23 protein-coding genes are annotated in these 14,830 nt (G+C 59.8%); 17 read left to right on the top strand and 6 right to left on the bottom strand.

Features of this window, described 5'->3' with window-relative positions:
• Nucleotides 1-120: 120 nt before the first annotated feature.
• Complete coding sequence (locus tag RJ40_RS04285; protein WP_265582123.1) at nucleotides 121-618, bottom strand: YkgJ family cysteine cluster protein; 498 nt, start codon at nucleotides 616-618, stop codon at nucleotides 121-123.
• 96 nt (nucleotides 619-714) lie between these two features.
• Here RJ40_RS04285 and RJ40_RS04280 point away from each other — a divergent pair, with 96 nt between their 5' ends.
• Nucleotides 715-1,878: a nucleotidyltransferase family protein gene (locus RJ40_RS04280; protein ID WP_265582122.1), complete on the top strand. Its 1,164-nt coding sequence runs from the start codon at nucleotides 715-717 to the stop codon at nucleotides 1,876-1,878.
• Nucleotides 1,879-2,831: 953 nt separating this feature from the next.
• Here the strand turns inward: RJ40_RS04280 and RJ40_RS04275 are convergent.
• Together RJ40_RS04275 and RJ40_RS04270 are read right to left on the bottom strand one after the other, a co-directional pair.
• Complete coding sequence (locus RJ40_RS04275; protein ID WP_265582121.1) at nucleotides 2,832-3,620, bottom strand: CBS domain-containing ParB/RepB/Spo0J family partition protein; 789 nt, start codon at nucleotides 3,618-3,620, stop codon at nucleotides 2,832-2,834.
• A 91-nt stretch (nucleotides 3,621-3,711) separates the two neighbouring features.
• Nucleotides 3,712-4,176, bottom strand: a complete 465-nt coding sequence (locus RJ40_RS04270) for an Hsp20/alpha crystallin family protein (protein WP_265582120.1) — start codon at nucleotides 4,174-4,176, stop codon at nucleotides 3,712-3,714.
• Nucleotides 4,177-4,300: 124 nt separating this feature from the next.
• On the opposite strand from RJ40_RS04270, the gene RJ40_RS04265 reads away from it, so the two are divergent.
• Both RJ40_RS04265 and RJ40_RS04260 read left to right on the top strand, forming a co-directional pair.
• Nucleotides 4,301-5,002, top strand: coding sequence for a hypothetical protein (locus tag RJ40_RS04265; protein WP_265582119.1), 702 nt, complete (start codon nucleotides 4,301-4,303; stop codon nucleotides 5,000-5,002).
• A 41-nt stretch (nucleotides 5,003-5,043) separates the two neighbouring features.
• Nucleotides 5,044-5,316 carry a YbbN family protein gene (locus tag RJ40_RS04260; protein ID WP_265582118.1) on the top strand — a complete coding sequence of 91 codons (273 nt, stop codon included), beginning with the start codon at nucleotides 5,044-5,046 and terminating at the stop codon, nucleotides 5,314-5,316.
• A 91-nt stretch (nucleotides 5,317-5,407) separates the two neighbouring features.
• On the opposite strand, the gene RJ40_RS04255 is transcribed toward RJ40_RS04260, so the two are convergent.
• Nucleotides 5,408-5,983 (bottom strand): HVO_0476 family zinc finger protein, encoded by a 576-nt coding sequence (locus RJ40_RS04255; protein WP_265582117.1) that lies wholly within the window; start codon nucleotides 5,981-5,983, stop codon nucleotides 5,408-5,410.
• A 32-nt stretch (nucleotides 5,984-6,015) separates the two neighbouring features.
• On the opposite strand from RJ40_RS04255, the gene RJ40_RS04250 reads away from it, so the two are divergent.
• Nucleotides 6,016-6,444: a DUF371 domain-containing protein gene (locus RJ40_RS04250; RefSeq protein ID WP_265582116.1), complete on the top strand. Its 429-nt coding sequence runs from the start codon at nucleotides 6,016-6,018 to the stop codon at nucleotides 6,442-6,444.
• On the opposite strand, the gene xseB is transcribed toward RJ40_RS04250, so the two are convergent.
• Together xseB and xseA are read right to left on the bottom strand one after the other, a co-directional pair.
• A complete protein-coding gene (gene xseB, locus RJ40_RS04245; RefSeq protein WP_265582115.1) occupies nucleotides 6,431-6,613 on the bottom strand; it encodes an exodeoxyribonuclease VII small subunit in 183 nt (60 codons plus the stop codon). The genes RJ40_RS04250 and xseB overlap by 14 nt on opposite strands.
• Nucleotides 6,582-7,829, bottom strand: a complete 1,248-nt coding sequence (xseA, locus tag RJ40_RS04240; protein ID WP_265582114.1) for an exodeoxyribonuclease VII large subunit — start codon at nucleotides 7,827-7,829, stop codon at nucleotides 6,582-6,584. The genes xseB and xseA overlap by 32 nt, the downstream gene beginning before the upstream one ends.
• A 35-nt stretch (nucleotides 7,830-7,864) precedes the next feature.
• On the opposite strand from xseA, the gene RJ40_RS04235 reads away from it, so the two are divergent.
• From RJ40_RS04235 to pfdA, 13 genes are all read left to right on the top strand, one after another.
• Nucleotides 7,865-8,686, top strand: coding sequence for a sugar phosphate isomerase/epimerase family protein (locus tag RJ40_RS04235; protein ID WP_265582113.1), 822 nt, complete (start codon nucleotides 7,865-7,867; stop codon nucleotides 8,684-8,686).
• Nucleotides 8,687-8,784: 98 nt separating this feature from the next.
• Nucleotides 8,785-10,053: a hemolysin family protein gene (locus RJ40_RS04230; protein ID WP_265582112.1), complete on the top strand. Its 1,269-nt coding sequence runs from the start codon at nucleotides 8,785-8,787 to the stop codon at nucleotides 10,051-10,053.
• Between the two features lie 25 nt (nucleotides 10,054-10,078).
• A complete protein-coding gene (gene purN / locus RJ40_RS04225) occupies nucleotides 10,079-10,690 on the top strand; it encodes a phosphoribosylglycinamide formyltransferase (RefSeq protein ID WP_265582111.1) in 612 nt (203 codons plus the stop codon).
• A gap of 319 nt (nucleotides 10,691-11,009) precedes the next feature.
• Nucleotides 11,010-11,333: a ribonuclease P protein component 4 gene (locus RJ40_RS04220; RefSeq protein ID WP_265582110.1), complete on the top strand. Its 324-nt coding sequence runs from the start codon at nucleotides 11,010-11,012 to the stop codon at nucleotides 11,331-11,333.
• A gap of 1 nt (nucleotide 11,334) precedes the next feature.
• Nucleotides 11,335-11,568: a YhbY family RNA-binding protein gene (locus tag RJ40_RS04215; protein ID WP_265582109.1), complete on the top strand. Its 234-nt coding sequence runs from the start codon at nucleotides 11,335-11,337 to the stop codon at nucleotides 11,566-11,568.
• A 137-nt stretch (nucleotides 11,569-11,705) separates the two neighbouring features.
• Nucleotides 11,706-12,155 carry a 30S ribosomal protein S19e gene (locus tag RJ40_RS04210; protein WP_265582108.1) on the top strand — a complete coding sequence of 150 codons (450 nt, stop codon included), beginning with the start codon at nucleotides 11,706-11,708 and terminating at the stop codon, nucleotides 12,153-12,155.
• Between the two features lie 15 nt (nucleotides 12,156-12,170).
• The gene (locus tag RJ40_RS04205; RefSeq protein ID WP_265582107.1) at nucleotides 12,171-12,500 is read left to right on the top strand and encodes a DNA-binding protein; all 330 of its coding nucleotides are present in this window, start codon (nucleotides 12,171-12,173) and stop codon (nucleotides 12,498-12,500) included.
• A complete protein-coding gene (locus tag RJ40_RS04200) occupies nucleotides 12,501-13,091 on the top strand; it encodes a DUF7411 family protein (protein ID WP_265582106.1) in 591 nt (196 codons plus the stop codon).
• 14 nt (nucleotides 13,092-13,105) lie between these two features.
• Nucleotides 13,106-13,258 carry a 50S ribosomal protein L39e gene (locus RJ40_RS04195; protein WP_265582604.1) on the top strand — a complete coding sequence of 51 codons (153 nt, stop codon included), beginning with the start codon at nucleotides 13,106-13,108 and terminating at the stop codon, nucleotides 13,256-13,258.
• Nucleotides 13,259-13,262: 4 nt separating this feature from the next.
• On the top strand, nucleotides 13,263-13,526 hold the full coding sequence (locus RJ40_RS04190; RefSeq protein ID WP_265582105.1) for a 50S ribosomal protein L31e: 264 nt from the start codon (nucleotides 13,263-13,265) through the stop codon (nucleotides 13,524-13,526).
• A 1-nt stretch (nucleotide 13,527) separates the two neighbouring features.
• Entirely contained in the window at nucleotides 13,528-14,193 is a 666-nt protein-coding gene (locus RJ40_RS04185; RefSeq protein WP_265582104.1) for a translation initiation factor IF-6, read from the top strand.
• 5 nt (nucleotides 14,194-14,198) lie between these two features.
• Complete coding sequence (gene rpl18a / locus RJ40_RS04180; protein WP_265582103.1) at nucleotides 14,199-14,387, top strand: 50S ribosomal protein L18Ae; 189 nt, start codon at nucleotides 14,199-14,201, stop codon at nucleotides 14,385-14,387.
• On the top strand, nucleotides 14,380-14,829 hold the full coding sequence (pfdA, locus tag RJ40_RS04175; protein WP_322743896.1) for a prefoldin subunit alpha: 450 nt from the start codon (nucleotides 14,380-14,382) through the stop codon (nucleotides 14,827-14,829). The genes rpl18a and pfdA overlap by 8 nt, the downstream gene beginning before the upstream one ends.
• The last annotated feature ends 1 nt before the right edge of the window (nucleotide 14,830 follow it).

Genomic DNA, 14,830 nt, shown 5'->3' with positions numbered 1-14,830 from the left:
GGTCACACAGGCGGAAACGCCTGGAATGAACACAGAACCGACAGTTGTCCAGGGGGCGTCTCCTACCCTCCTGGCAGGGAACCAGTCCCTCTTTTACTTCCAGAACCCGGACGCCCGTGTTCAGTCCTCCTGCTGTCGGTACCAGACTGCCTCATAGCCTGCGCCGGTGAGGATCCGGTCGGTCTCATTTTCCCATTCGAACTCAGGCAGGGAGAGCGGCTCGATCTCTTCGTCCCAGATCCGCTGCAACTTCCTGTCACCGGTCTTGAGGTTCCGCCTGCCCTTCAGTTCGCCTGCGATCTCACCGTCTCTGAGCACCCGCATCCTGGAGCAGACATACTCTCTGCAGAATTCAGGACGATAGGCATAGATCGTGCAGATATATCTCCCGCTGTCCTCTCTGAGAAATGGGCATGCCGCAGGCCGTGACCACTGTACCGACGGCCGCCTGAAGACCGGGAGATACTCGCCCTCGACCCTGGCTGCAAACTCCTGTCTGGTGATCGTCTCCTGGCACCGATACTCCTGTGGTCCGGTCCGTTTGATGATGGTGATATAGCGCCCGAAGCCCATGCAGCACTTGCCACAGAGGGTGCAGGTGAAGGGCTCTTCTCTCATGTGTTGATACTGTCCCCCACGGAGCATAGACTTTGTCTTACGGGCCAAGGTTCAAATGCTTTTTCGCGCCACACTATCTTTATGAAGGTCTGCATCATGTGTGGCGGTGAGGGCACCCGCCTGCGGCCGCTCACCTTTGGGCGTCCCAAACCGTGCATTCCGATCGTGAATAGGCCCTCGATCACCCATCTGGTCACCCACCTTGCCGACCTCGGCTTCACCGAGATGGTCGTCACCCTTGGATACAAGGGCAACGACATCGAGGAGGCCCTCGGTGACGGGTCGCTCTTCGGTGCGGAGATCACCTATGTCCACGAGGAGATCAAACTCGGGACGGCAGGGAGTGTCAAGAACGCCCAGCAGTTCTTGGACGGCTCGCCCTTCCTCGTCGTCGGAGGTGACCATGTGGCGGACCTCAACCTCCTTGAGTTCTACCGTGAGCACCTCAAGACCGATGCCATCGCCACCATCGGACTCATCTCCATCGACGAACCCTCGGAGTACGGGATCGCGGAGATCGATGTGAACTATGACATCAAGCGGTTCAAGGAGAAGCCAGGTCCTGGCGAGACCTTCTCGAATCTGGCATCGACCGGGATGTACGTCTGCGACCCCGAGATCTTCGACTATATCCCCGAGGGTGAGAAGGTCGACTTTGCCCGCAATGTCTTCCCCGCCCTCCTGCAGGAAGGACGGAAGGTCAAGGCCTGGCTTGCACGCGGGAACTGGACCGACGTGGGCAGCCCGCGTTCGCTCCGCCAGGCCGAGCGCTGGAAGCTCCAGGAGATCGCGACGACCAACATCTCCGGCGACCTTCATGTGAAGGGGGCGAAGATCGTCGGCCCGGTCTCGCTGGGGAGTTCGATCTCGCTTGGCACCAACTCGCAGATAATCGGCCCGGTCTCCATCGGCCGCGGGACCACCATCGAGAGCAATGTTCTCATCGGGCCGTATACGAGTATAGGTGAGGACTGCGTCATCAAGAGCAACGTGAAGATCTTCTCATCCTCTATCTACAATCAGGTCGTCATCGGCAACAGGACCACTATCTCCGGGGCGATCATCGACAACGACACTATCATCGGCGACGACGGTTCGGTCGAGAACGATACGGTCATCGGCCCCAGGGTCGTGCTCCAGAACGGCGTCACCATCCATTCGGGGACCAGGCTCTGGCCTGAGGTGATCGTCCCCGACGGTTCGGTGGTCAAGGAGCATGTGCTCAACGAGAAGTACGACCTCAGGTGCGAGGGGTCGTAGGGCTTTTTTTGGGTTCTGGTGAACCCTGAATACTTTTTTGGGTGGGCTTCTAATCGTGCGCCCTGCCACATAATCGCGCCTTGCCTTGCGACAAAACCGTGAGGGAACCACAGCACCTCGCCACCCCCCGGCTATCTTTGCCGTGGGGGGGGGGTCAGGGGGGTCTCCCCCAGCCGCGAGAGAGCAGGGTAAAGTTTCTCGTTCTTCTGCGGGGGCGACCCGTCTGATCGACGTGCCGCCCTCAATAGCGGCATCTTCCCCGCCGTCTCGCGCCGGGGGGCGAGTGCCCCCCGGATCCCTCCACGGACAGAAGATCGATGGGGGCGGTGATGGAACAGGATCCACACCGATTCTCCCGACATATGAATAAGTGATCAAGCAACGGGAAATTTTCATCCCGAGGTCATCCCAAAACTCTCCTGACTTCCCCCTCTACCAGAGATAAAGAAAGATGATGGTGTAAAACTCTCCTCTCTTCGTAGCGTGAACATCCATTCCTCGCCTTCTTCTATCTTTTCACCGGGTGCTCTGCCGCCCCGTCCCTATCTTCGTCGTGGGGGGTCCGGGGGGTCTCCCCCCGGCGAGAGAAAGCAGGAGAACATTCTTCACTTTATAGGCGGGGCGGCACGTCGATCGGTCTGCCTTCCCCTATGCTCGTGCCGGGGGCGCTGCCCCCGGACCCCCGGGATTGCGATAGGAGCGGGAAGGCGCATGTGATGATGCTGAAGAGGGGATTACCGTCCTACTCCCTCTCTTCTGCGGGGGGAACGGCGGGCAACCAGCCGCCCAGCGGAAGATCTGCGATCAGAATTTCTGGAATGAAGGGTTTTGATACGGACGAAGATTCATGTTCGGGATACTTTTGGGATATGCTCCCCGTATGCTTGAGGCGTGCTCTCGACTCATGCCAAATTCAACAGAACCGAAAAAGGGTGTGAGGGATGTCTTGACCCCTAACTCTGCCGCACCAGGCGGTGAGTGACGGCGACGAGGGGATGGCGGGCATAGTCCATGACCTTGATGTCGTCGAGGGTCTTGAGGTTCTGTGCCTGTGCCGTCCGTTCCATGCCGAGTTCGATCTTCTCTGCGATATTGATGATATAGGCGTCAAGCGTCTTGTAACCCAGGCGCTTTGCGGCGATCGCCCGGTGGTGGCCGTCGACGAGGATGAAGCGTCCCGGACGCCTGACCACGATCAAGGGTTCTGCAAGCCCTTTCTTGATCTCGTACATCCGCCCCTCCAGTTCGTCCTCATAGATCTTTGGCTGGGTCGGGAGAAGGTCGTTGATCGGGACATATCCCCGCTCCAGGCTCGGCTCGATATTGTGGAGCCTTCGGAGGGTGTCCATAAAGTTGAAGACCTTTTCAGGAGAGACATGCTCGATCTGTGACCTGATCACGTCGGCGTTGGAGATGATCCCGATGAGCCGGTCCTCCTCGTCCACGACCGGAAGTTTCTGGATCCCTGACCGGAAGATCACCCTGGCGGCATCATTGACGCTCATCTCCGGGTCGGCGACGATGAGGTGGCGGCTCATGATCCGCTCGACCGGAGTCTCCGGGTGGACGGCCAGCAAGTCCCTGGCCGAGATATATCCGAGAACTTTTTTCTGATCGTTGATAACAGGGAATCCGTCATGCCGTGTCTTCTGGATATAGTCGATGACATCACGGGCGGTCTCGTTGACGTTGACAGTGACGACGTCATAGGTCATGTAGTCCTTGACCCGCTTTTTGTCCATTACCATTTCTTGTTACCAAGGCTACATCAAGGGTTCGGTGATTCATAAATGTTTTCGGCCCCGGACACAGGGGAGGAGGGAGATTCTCCTCTTATTCGATCGGGATGGCGGCTCCCTTTTCTTCCTCCACCTTCTTGAGGTGGACTTCGAGGACGCCATTCTTGAAGGTGGCGCTCGCGTCTTCTTCCTTCACCTCCACCGGGAGTTCGACGGCTCGCCGTACGGTCCCATAGTACCGTTCACGCATGAAGTACCCCGCCTCTTCGGCCTCCTGTTCCTGTGTCTGGATCGCCGAGATCTCAAGGAGCCCCGGGTTGATGAGCCGCAGGGAGATGTTTTCCTTCTCGACACCAGGAAGATCGGCGACGACCATCACCTCGCCCTCATGGGCGCAGACGTCCACTCGCAACTCTTCCCCCCTGACAACCGGGAGGTACTTCCCTGCGCCGGTCTCGGTGATGAGGGACTGGACGCGGCTCTCCATATCTCCCCGCATCTCGTTCATCATCTCATCGAAATCTCTCCAGAACGAGTAAAAACCTCTTCTTCGTGCCATCTGCTCTCTTCTCCTTGCATCCCTGAAGGGGTGCTAACTTTTCGGTAGTGATGGCTATATTTATAATCTATCTCATGCCGCGTACCATAGTGCTTTATGAGGACAGCACGCCATTGAATATTTAATGGTTGCCAAATCTGCGAAGCGCAGCCCCAAAAAGAAGGACTCTAAAGAGAGAAACTGGACGCAGATCGGCATGGTCATCTTCGGCGTCCTCTTTGCCTTCCTTATGGTGGCCTCCTATGGTATTCCGGCAATGAGCGCATTCAGGAGCGTCGACCCCGGCGATTCTGTTCTGGTTGAATACACCATCCTGGACAACGACGGCAAGCCGGTCATCACCACCAGCCAGAAGGTCATGGAGAATACCCTGAAGCAGGGTGATCTTGCCTTCCTGACGAATCCGCTCTCTCTAACAGGCGGGGCGAACGCCTCCTCCTATGTCGAAGGAGTGCCCGTGGCCCTTGGTGAAGGGCAGGGTAAGTTTGCCCTCCTCAGTCCTGAGATGGAGGCCATGAACGACGGTGTCGTGGGAATGCATGAGCGCAAGACCAAGCGGGTCTCGATCAGTGATCTCCCCATTATCCAGACATTCGATGCCGAGAGCACAGGGAAGTTGGGGATGAACTTCTCCAGAATCCAGGTCGGTGACCGCTTCCCCATTCAGATGACGATCGCCGACGAACCGACGATCTTCACCGATCCGAACAGTTCGATCTCATATCTCCGTCTCGGGACGGTCACTGAGAAGAACAACGACAACATGACTGTCAACTTCGACTATGCCTATGCCGACGTGACGGTCATGCAGATCACCAAGATATAAAATCCGGTGGGTATTTATACCCGCCACCCTTCTTTTCCTTCATGCCGGTGCAGGTGCTCTACTATTTTCAGGACGGGTGCATGGGATGCATGGAGCAGGAACCGATCAACCGGGAGGTGACGGCTCTGCTCGGGGTCGAGATCGAGGCCCGCAATGCAGTCGAGCATCCTGAAGAGATCAGAACCTTCGGACTGAAGGTGACGCCCACCCTTCTGGTCCTGGTGGACAGCGAGGTGAAAGAGCGGTTCGAAGGGGTGGTGCACGCCGAGGCGCTGGAAGCGGCGATCAAAAAATATCTTGTTCGCGAAGCGTGAGGACGGCGTCTGGCGGGCGAAGGAAGGCCGCGCCGGAGAAGAAAAAAACTCAACAGAACAAAAAAAAGGATGCCCCCCCTGCCGGGGCGGTTCACATCTTGTTGCCGTAGATCCGCTTGATCTTTTTTGCAACTGTCTTCCAGCCCTCTTTTCTGAGGAGTTGTCCGGTGCGCATCTTGATGTGCGAGATCCTGAACCTGACATCGCCAAAGGTGTAGACCTCATCCACAGCGAAGACCTCTTCCCCGTCGCACTGCTGGTATAGGGGTATCGTCTTCGCCCCATGGTGGATCGAGGCCTTGACGATGACCTCCTCGATCACCCGCGTCCAGAGGGCCGAGATCTCTGAAGCTTTTGCCTGCTTCACCCGGCGGTCGCCGACCTCGATGGAGGAGACCTCGACCGAGATCGCCTCATCCCCGCACTCCGCGACGAGGTTGTCCCAGAGCGAGACGACATCGTCCTCCAGAAGTTCGACGCTGCCCACCAGCGACTCCTTCTCCATGCTTACGATCGCCTTCACGTTGATGAGCCGTTCCTTCGGGACCGGGATATGGTAGATGGATCCGCAGACGGTACAACGCACCAGGAGGTCGCCCGGTGCCTCCTTGAGGACCTCATGGTCGGTCTCGTCCTCGCACTGCGGACAGACAACGGTGATGTACATTCAATAGCATGGGAGTTCCATGATTATTAATAATGAAGGCACGGGACATCATCCACTGCCGCGGTCACCCGAATGTCCAGGCGCTCCACCCCACCACCTTTGAGGTGACCACAGCGCCTGACCTCAGCCTGGCAGGCGACTGCATCGTCGGAGTCGCGGCCGACAAAGGGGCCGCCGACCTGGACCCCACACTCAAAAGCATCCTTGCCGACGACCGGGCCGAGGTGACCGTCAGGCTGCGGGCCGGCGAGGTCGAGGTGATCGTCCATGCCAGGGGGAGCGCCGGGCTCGCCCTCGACCACCCCGCCGACCTGGTCTGGCGGAGAAGTTCCTTTGTCTGCGGACGGACCGCCGCTGTCGGCTCGGACACCGTCGCTAAAACCATCGACCGACGTCTGGTCGCACTCCTCCAGGAAGGAGCCGACCTCGTCGTCGAGATCGAGGCCTCTATCCCTGAGTAAGAGTGGTGACTCGCACCTCGGCTTCGTCGAGGAGGCGCTCGCACTCCCTGACCAACTCCTCCCCCTTCTCGTAGAGGGCGATGCTCTCCTCAAGCCCGGTCGAATCGTCCTCGATCTTTTTGATCGTCTCTTTCAGTTCATGTATCAGGTCTTCGTACGTCTTTTTCATCGTGTACACACTCCACCACAACCCCGGCCCGCCCGTCGGCGAGGAGAAGGTCGAGCCGGTCGCCGGGACCGAGGTCGCCGGCCGACCTCACCACCTCGCCGTCCCTGAGGGCGAGGGCATACCCTCTCCTGAGGGGAGCGTACGGGTTCTTCCCCTCGAGCCCGGCCTTCAGCCCCTGCAGAACCAGCCGCTCGTTCTTCACCTTCGCCGCAGCGGCCCGGAAGAGCCGCTCTTCGAGGTCGGCGGTCTGCTGCCTGACCTCGGCCACCCGGCGCAGCGGTCGCCCTCGTCTGAGTCTGAGCCGCATATCTTCAAGCCCGGCCCGCCGCCGATCGAGCGCCGCGACCATCCCCTCCCTCATCCGGCGGCGGTCGACCCCCAGGTCTTCGAGGAGCCTTTTCCGGTCGGGCACCGCAAGTTCGGCCGCGGCCGAAGGCGTCGGCGCCCGCAGGTCTGCCGCCAGGTCTGCGAGGGTGACGTCCACCTCATGCCCGACCGCGCTGATCACCGGCGTCTCGCATGCGGCGATCGCCCGCACCACTTCGGGGCGGTTGAAGGGGAAGAGATCTTCAAAACTCCCGCCCCCTCGCCCGACAATCAGCACGTCGGCCAGACCGTCTGCCCGCCTGATCGCCCCGGCGATCTCGATATCGGCCGTCTCCCCCTGGACTGCCGTCGGCGAGAGGAGGACTTCGAGAGGGTAACGGCGCGAGAGGACATTGGTGATGTCGTGGAGAACCGCGCCGGTCGGCGAGGTGACGACCGCCACCCGCCGCGGGAACGCGGGGATCCCTTTTTTCCGTGAAACCTCGAAACACCCCTCGGCCGCAAGGTCACGTTTCCACCGCTCGACCAGAAGGTGCTTCTCGCCCTCCCCGGCCAGGCGCATGTCCTCGACATAGAACTGGTATTTCCCCTGCGGCCCGTACACGTCCACGCGCCCATAGGCGAGGACGTCCATCCCCTCGGCCGGTTCGAAGGAGAGGGCGCGTGCGCTCCCCCTGAACATCACCGCATTGATGAGCGCACGCTCTCCTCCCGGTGTCTCGCCGAGGGAAAAGTAACGGTGACCGGAACGCGCGTGCGTGTAGTTGGTGACCTCGCCCCGCACCCAGAGCCCCGCGAGCTCGGGGAGGTCCAGGGCGTTCCTGATGATCCCGGTGACCTCGGCGACCCCGAGGACCGCCGGACCGTCGGGCCCCTCTCCCGGACCCATTACGTTTATCTTGGGCCGGAGGTGTATATCAACCAATGCTCCGTCTTGCCGTCTCCAGCATGTTCTTCCACGAATACCCGGTCGACGAGATCTTTTCCTCGGTCGAGGAGGCCGGGCTCTCGGGGGTGGAGTTCTGGGTCGAGACCCCGCACTACTGGCTTCGAGGCCACCCCCTGCATGAACTCAAGGCGGCCGTGCGAGCCCACCCCCTCCTTGCCCCCATCACTCTCCATGCCCCGGTCCTCGACCTCAACCCCTGCTCCATCAACCCCAGGGTCGCCGCCGCCTCCCAGCAGTACGCTGTCGAGGCGGTCGAACTGGCCGGTGCGGTGGGGGCCGCGGTGGTCACCGTCCACCCCGGTCGGAGGACGGCCAGACGCCCGCCGAGTCGGTATGACTATGAGCACTTCGAGACCTATCTCGCGCGCCTCCGTCAGGCGGCCGAGGGCATCGGGGTGAAGGTAGCAGTCGAGAATATGGAGCCAAAGGTAAACTCCCTCCTCTGCACCCCTGAGGAGATGCGCGAGGTGCTTGACGTCAACCCCTGGCTCTGGCTCACCCTCGACGTCGCCCACGCCATGGCCGTCTCTGAAGGGGAAGTCTTCCGGTACATCGAGGCTTGTGGGGACCGGATCGCCAATGTCCACCTGAGTGTAGCCTCAAACGGGCGACGGCATCTCTCGGTCGCTGGAAATCGTGAGGCGTGTGCTTTTGTCCGCGCTCTTGAGAATGCGGGCTACTGCGGCCCGCTTACTCTGGAAATAGAGGACCAGAGCTTTGCGCGTCCCCTCTCTCTGGAGGAGAAGGTCATGGTCCTCAGAGAAGAACGACGATATGTGGCCCGGTGCCTCTCCTGAAACGCTGGATTTAAAACCTCTCAGTACATACCAGAATTCGAATCACAGTTTATGAACGATAGTTGGATTGCATTATGCCGTAGAACGGCGAGGCAGCAATGACACCCGATGAGATTGTTTTAATCGGGCTTTTTGTCGTCTGTCTCGTTATGTCTGGTTTTTTTTCCAGTGCTGAAGTGGCGCTGATCTCGATCACGAGAGCGAAGGTTCGGACCCTTGTCAACGAAGAGAGGGACGGTGCCGAAGCCCTCGCACAGTTGAAAGAATATCCCGACCACATCCTCATCACCATCCTCATCGGGAACAATGTCGTGAACGTGGGGGCTGCCTCGCTGGCGACGGCCGTCGCCATCGCGCGCTTCGGTGATGCAGGTGTCGGGATCGCCACCGGGGTCGTCGTCATCCTGATGCTGGTCTTCGGTGAGATCGGGCCCAAGACCTATGCGGCCAGGTACACCGATAGGCTCGCCCTCTTTGCCGCCCCCTGGATCCTCCTTATGGCGAAGGTTCTGTACCCCCTCCTCTGGGGCTACGACCGGTTCAGTTCCCATTTCTCCCTCATGCAGGGTGCGGAACCCTCGATCACCGAGGAGGAGATCAAGGAATGGATCGACGTCGGCGAGGAAGAAGGAACGATCGAGGAGGAAGAGCGCGAGATGCTCTACTCGGTTTTCAAGTTCGGGGAGACGACCGCCCGTGAGATCATGACGCCGAGGGTGGATGTGGTGGTGATCGAGGACACCAATTCCATGGAGGGTTCCATCAACCTCTTCAACGAGACCGGGCTCTCCCGCCTGCCGGTCTACCACGACCAGATCGACAACGTGGTCGGTGTCCTCAATGTCAAGGACGTCTTTTCGGCTGAGTTCTCGAAAGAAGAGGCCTCGATCAGCGAGATGATGTACGACGCCTTCTTCGTCCCCGAGTCGAAGATGATCGACGACCTCCTCAAGGAGATGCAGATCCGCAAGGTCCACATGGCCATCGTCCTCGACGAATACGGCGGGTTTGCCGGCGTGGTGACGGTGGAAGACATCCTGGAGGAACTGGTCGGCGAGATCCTGGACGAGTTCGACGAGGAGGAACCGGCGATCCAGAAACTCGGCGGCGGAGTCTATATGGTCGACGCCCAGGTCTGGGTCGAGCACCTCAACGAGGATCTGGAGGTGGCGCTCCCGGTCGGCGAGTCATATGAGACGATCGGCGGTCTGATCTTCAATATGCTCGGTCATCTTCCGTTGAGGGGCGAGGTGGTCAAACTCAAGGACGGAACCTCCCTGGCGGTGATGCAGATGCGGGGCCGGCGGATCACCAAGGTCAAACTCATCTTCCCGCCGCCACCGGCCGAGGGGGGAGAGAATCGTTAATACTCTCTCCCGCCGATGTGTGAGCATGAAGCGCATCGCAGTGCTGGCATCCGGAAGGGGCTCGAACTTCCAGGCCGTCCTCGACGCCCTGGCCGCGGGCACGATCCAGGCCGAGTGTGTCAGGCTGATCACCGACAATCCCCGCGCCTATGCGATCACCCGCGCTCGGGAGGCCGGGGTCGAGGTGGCAGTCCTCGACTATCGCGCGTACTCCTCGAAGGAGGCCTACGAGGCTGACCTTCTGGCGGCGATGCAGGCGTGCCAGGCCGACCTCTTTGTGCTGGCAGGCTACATGCGAATCGTGGGTGAGGTGATTGTGGAAGCCTTTGCCGGTCGGATGATCAACATCCACCCGGCCCTCCTCCCGAGTTTCGCCGGCCTCCACGCGCAGCGGCAGGCGGTCGAGTACGGGGTGAAGGTGGCCGGGTGCACCGTCCACTTTGTCGACACCGGGATGGACAGCGGTCCGATCATCAGCCAGCGTTGCGTGCCGGTGCTCGAGGACGACGACGAAGACAGTCTTGCCGACCGAATCATCGAGGAAGAGCACCGCGCCCTCCCTGAGGCGGTGGCCCTCTTCTGCGAGGACCGGATCCAGGTCGAAGGCCGGCGCGTCCGGGTTCTCCCCCCGGCCTGATCCTCTCTCTTCTTCTCTGTTCTACAGGTTGATCGATTGGAGATCATCCCGGACATTCTGGCGGGGTGGGGTAACTCTCTCCCGGTCAAGAATTCCAAAATCATGGTGTGTGGGGCCCCTTGATCCCTCTCCTCACGGGCAGTGGCAGTGGGCAGGAAGGCAGGGAGGGAATCGTTCAGAGGGTGTTCACGACCTCTGATCATGGGGTTCAGGGGCCGTAGAGGGAGGTTGTCGTCTCTGGCAGGAGAGAATGCAGCCAACCCCTATGCACTGCTATAATTATCTTCCTGCATAACGTATCTGGAGTACTGAGGCACCCATGCGGCGGAGACCCAAGGACCAGAACGCGAAGAAGATCGCGCACGAACGGATCGCCCTCCTCTTCGAACGAGCGGCCGAGTTCTACTCTGTGGATCCGGAGTTGAGCGACCGGTGTGTTGCTCTTGCCCGACGGATCGCGATGCGCCAGCGGGTCAGGATCCCGAAGAATCTGGGGCTGCGATTTTGCAGGCGGTGCTCGGCGTACCTTGTCCCGGGCTCCAATGTCCGCGTGCGGGTGCAGCACGGGAAGGTGATCGTCACCTGTCGTGTCTGCGGTCACCAGAAACGCTACCCGGTGGTGAAAAAACATCGAAAAGAATGAAATGTTCCAGGAATTGAAGCCGACCGTGTGGATCGGCAAGCAGGGGTGTTCGGATACCCTCATCGAGGAGATCCGACTCCAGCTCAAGCAGCGCAAGGCCATTAAGATCAAGTGGCTCCGCAACACCGAGGTGGACGCCGATGAGATCGCACGCCGTGCAGGCGCTGCACTCGTTGGGGTTCGGGGCCGAACGATGGTCCTTGCTGAGAAGCGGAAGGGAAGCGGGCGAGCCTGATCCGATCCCTCTCTTCTCCGGGCATTCGAGGTCAGATTGCCAGAAAAAGCCCGGGTTTTGCCGCTCGAAATATATAAAAACATCCATGGCAAATAGATAAAGACTGGTAACATCGATAGTTACAGTGAGGTTAACCAATGACAACTGTATATGACATCCCGGCTGAGATGCTCATCCCGCAGGTGGCCCGTGAGTTAAAGGAGCTCCCTGCCATTGAGCCTCCAGAATGGGCGGCTTTTGCCAAGACCGGGATCCACAAGGAAATGCCTCCTGAGGATCCCGACTGGTGGTATGTCAGGACGGCAGCCGTCCTCCGTCGGATCTACATTGACGGCCCGGTCGGCGTGGAGAGACTGAGGACCGCATACGGTGGGGCCCGGAACCGCGGCTCCAACCCGAACCGGTTCAAGAAGGGGAGCGGCTCGATCCTGAGAAAGGCGCTCCAGCAGCTCGAGGCCGAAGGTCTCGTCGAGAAGGTGCGCGATGGCCGGCAGGTCTCTGCGAAGGGCCGCGCATTCCTGGACAGCGCTGCGAACAGCCAGAAGGCGTCGGCAACAGAGTCCGTGCCTGAACTCGCGCACTACTGAATGTGAGGGATGCTGATGGGTGACGACGAACTCTCTGAGATCCGACGCAAGAGACTGGAGCAACTCCAGCAGCAGGCCGTGGATCAGCAAGGCGAAGCGGAACGGCAGAAACGTGCTGAGTCAGAGATGCAGCTCGCGCTCATGCAGATCCTTGAACCCGAAGCGCGCGAACGGCTGAATACGATCAAACTCGCGAAACCCGAGTTTGCACAGGCGATCGAACAGCAGTTGGTGATGCTCGCGCAGAGCGGCCGTATTCGGCAGAAGATCTCTGACGAGCAGTTGAAGGCACTGCTGGTGCAGATCGCCCCGAAGAAGAAAGAGTTTCGGATCACGCGGAAGTAGATGAAAGCCGGTCTGCTCTTCAGTGGAGGAAAAGACAGCGCCCTTGCTGCGGTGCTCCTCTCCCGCGACTATGAGGTCGAACTCAATACCTTTGTCTTCGACCCCCTGCGGGAGGTACCGTCTGTCGAGGCTGCGGCCAGGGCACTTGGATTCCCATGGCGAAAATGGTCGCTGGGTCCGGAGTGTCTGGTGGCGGCGGCCGAGCAGGTGGTCAGAGACGGCCACCCATGCACCGCCATCACGGCGGTTCATCGCCGGGCGGTTCGTCTGCTCGCAAAGGAGTATGAAGTGGTCGCGGATGGGACACGGTTGAACGACCGCGTGCCGATGCTGACGCGGGGCGATGCAATGAGCCTCGCCGACCGGTACGGTTGCTCCTATGTCCGTCCGCTCCTCGGCTTCGGGAAGGCCGAAGTGCAGCGTCTCGCCGCACGGCACCTCTGTGTCGCCTATGGCGAGACCGGTACCATCGAAAACGGTGATTATGAGTACGAGATCAGGGCTGCGGTCGGGCGGATGGGCCAACAGTGCGCGGAGCTCTTTCCTGCACGCCACGAGCAGTCCCTGGTCACAGGTGCGACCGGCACCTGATGACGGTGATAACTATGAGCAAAATTTCCAAGGGCCGCAAGGTCCGGTTGGCAAAGGCATGCATGCAGAACCGCCGTGTTCCTGCGTGGGTGATGGTTCGGACAAAGCGCCAGGTGGTATCCCACCCCAAGAGGCGCATGTGGAGAAGAAGCACGCTGAAGGTGTAGAGATATGGTAGAGGCACTCAAAGAGCAGATCTATATTGTTCCTCTCCGCGACACCAGGCGCGCCCCGAGACGGCGGCGCTGCAATGTTGCGATTAAAGATATCAGGGCATATCTTGTCAGGCACATGAAGAGCGAGAGCATCAAGCTCGACAGCAGCATCAACGAGAAGGTCTGGGAGCGCGGGGCCGGGAAGCCGCCGGCATCGATCAGGGTCCGTGCCATGAAGTTCGAGGACGGGCAGGTCCAGGCCGAACTCGCTGAGGAGTGAAATGGAGAGAACGATCGACTTTGCCGCCGATCCTCATATCGGTGTCTTCGCGCGGGCCTTCGAGGAGTTCGCAGTCGTTCCCCCCACAGCGACCGAGGAGTTTGTGGAGAGAGTAGCCGGGGCGCTTGATGTCGAGGTCGTCAGAACGACGGTCCAGGGATCATCGATCATCGGTTCGCTCCTCGCCGGGAACTCGAACGGGATGGTGGTGAGCGGGCTTGCAACCGAGGAGGAACTTGCCGTGCTCGGGGAATATGGAGAGATAATGACTCTCGGAACTTCGATGAACGCAGCCGGGAACGTGATCCTTGCCAACGACTCGTTCGCTGCGGTACACCCTGAGATGTCGAAAGAGGTGGCAGAGGAGATCGGGACGTTCCTCGGAGTGCCGGTGCGTAGACTGACCTTCGCCGGTGTGAGGACCGTCGGGATGGCCGCGGTCGCCACCAACAAGGGTGTCCTTGTCCATGCACGGAGCACCGAAGCCGAGATCGCCGATCTCGCCGGGTGTGCGGAAGGGCTCGTGATCGGAACGGGCACGGTGAATATGGGCAGTGGCCTCGTCGGGACCGGGGTTCTTGCGAACAGCAAGGGATATATCGCCGGGTTCGAGACCACCGGTTTTGAACTCGGACGGATTGAGGAAGTGTTTGGCTTTCTGGAGTGAGCAGAATGGAGATGCAGAAGTTTGAAATTACGGGCGCCTGTCAGATGGGTGAGACCAGGCAGTCCTTCACGAAGGTCGTCGAGGCCCCGAATGAGAAGGTTGCAAAGGAACACATTTACGCCGATATCGGTAGTAAACACAACCTGAAGAGAAGGTATATCTCAATCGATGGCGTTACCGTAGTAGGTGACTAAGTCCATGGAACAAGCCGACCCGAGGGAGTTGCAGTCACTCCAGTATTATCTCAACGAGTACGGACAGCAGGCAGAAGTCTTTGCCAGGCAACTGGAGATGATGGATCAGCAGAGGGTCGAGGCCTTCGCGGCGATCGAGACCCTCCGGTCCCTTGGTGAGGCTCAGGACGGTACGGTTCTTCTCCCGCTCGGCGGCGGCGTGAGTGTCAGGGCAACGGTCCCTGACGCTGAAAAAGTGCTGGTCGCCATTGGGGCGGATGTCACCGTCGAACGCAGCAATGAGGACGCAATCTCGTTCCTTGAGGGACGGGCACGCGAGCTTGAGGCCTCGGAGAAGAAGATCGCCGAGGCGATCGAGAATCTTAAGAGGCAGATGAACGAGATCGCGGCCCGTCTTGATGCTGCCTACCGTCAACAGCAGCAGACAGCTCCGGGCAGGTAAT

The organism is Methanofollis aquaemaris (genome assembly GCF_017357525.1).
Taxonomy (GTDB): domain Archaea; phylum Halobacteriota; class Methanomicrobia; order Methanomicrobiales; family Methanofollaceae; genus Methanofollis; species Methanofollis aquaemaris.
This window is presented reverse-complemented; position numbering and strand designations above follow the sequence as displayed.

Bases quoted from the DNA above. Each gene is read 5' to 3' on its own strand.
- RJ40_RS04260 (WP_265582118.1), top strand. From the start codon at position 5,044: ATGCCGGTGCAGGTGCTCTACTATTTTCAGGACGGGTGCATGGGATGC.
- RJ40_RS04270 (WP_265582120.1), bottom strand. From the start codon at position 4,176: ATGGCACGAAGAAGAGGTTTTTACTCGTTCTGGAGAGATTTCGATGAG.
- RJ40_RS04200 (WP_265582106.1), top strand. From the start codon at position 12,501: ATGAAAGCCGGTCTGCTCTTCAGTGGAGGAAAAGACAGCGCCCTTGCT.
- RJ40_RS04185 (WP_265582104.1), top strand. From the start codon at position 13,528: ATGGAGAGAACGATCGACTTTGCCGCCGATCCTCATATCGGTGTCTTC.
- xseB (WP_265582115.1), bottom strand. From the start codon at position 6,613: ATGAAAAAGACGTACGAAGACCTGATACATGAACTGAAAGAGACGATC.
- rpl18a (WP_265582103.1), top strand. From the start codon at position 14,199: ATGGAGATGCAGAAGTTTGAAATTACGGGCGCCTGTCAGATGGGTGAG.
- RJ40_RS04275 (WP_265582121.1), bottom strand. From the start codon at position 3,620: ATGGACAAAAAGCGGGTCAAGGACTACATGACCTATGACGTCGTCACT.
- RJ40_RS04285 (WP_265582123.1), bottom strand. From the start codon at position 618: ATGAGAGAAGAGCCCTTCACCTGCACCCTCTGTGGCAAGTGCTGCATG.
- RJ40_RS04265 (WP_265582119.1), top strand. From the start codon at position 4,301: ATGGTTGCCAAATCTGCGAAGCGCAGCCCCAAAAAGAAGGACTCTAAA.
- RJ40_RS04280 (WP_265582122.1), top strand. From the start codon at position 715: ATGTGTGGCGGTGAGGGCACCCGCCTGCGGCCGCTCACCTTTGGGCGT.
- RJ40_RS04235 (WP_265582113.1), top strand. From the start codon at position 7,865: ATGCTCCGTCTTGCCGTCTCCAGCATGTTCTTCCACGAATACCCGGTC.
- RJ40_RS04230 (WP_265582112.1), top strand. From the start codon at position 8,785: ATGACACCCGATGAGATTGTTTTAATCGGGCTTTTTGTCGTCTGTCTC.
- RJ40_RS04210 (WP_265582108.1), top strand. From the start codon at position 11,706: ATGACAACTGTATATGACATCCCGGCTGAGATGCTCATCCCGCAGGTG.
- purN (WP_265582111.1), top strand. From the start codon at position 10,079: ATGAAGCGCATCGCAGTGCTGGCATCCGGAAGGGGCTCGAACTTCCAG.
- RJ40_RS04220 (WP_265582110.1), top strand. From the start codon at position 11,010: ATGCGGCGGAGACCCAAGGACCAGAACGCGAAGAAGATCGCGCACGAA.
- RJ40_RS04215 (WP_265582109.1), top strand. From the start codon at position 11,335: ATGTTCCAGGAATTGAAGCCGACCGTGTGGATCGGCAAGCAGGGGTGT.
- RJ40_RS04190 (WP_265582105.1), top strand. From the start codon at position 13,263: ATGGTAGAGGCACTCAAAGAGCAGATCTATATTGTTCCTCTCCGCGAC.
- RJ40_RS04250 (WP_265582116.1), top strand. From the start codon at position 6,016: ATGAAGGCACGGGACATCATCCACTGCCGCGGTCACCCGAATGTCCAG.
- RJ40_RS04205 (WP_265582107.1), top strand. From the start codon at position 12,171: ATGGGTGACGACGAACTCTCTGAGATCCGACGCAAGAGACTGGAGCAA.
- RJ40_RS04255 (WP_265582117.1), bottom strand. From the start codon at position 5,983: ATGTACATCACCGTTGTCTGTCCGCAGTGCGAGGACGAGACCGACCAT.
- RJ40_RS04195 (WP_265582604.1), top strand. From the start codon at position 13,106: ATGAGCAAAATTTCCAAGGGCCGCAAGGTCCGGTTGGCAAAGGCATGC.
- xseA (WP_265582114.1), bottom strand. From the start codon at position 7,829: ATGGGTCCGGGAGAGGGGCCCGACGGTCCGGCGGTCCTCGGGGTCGCC.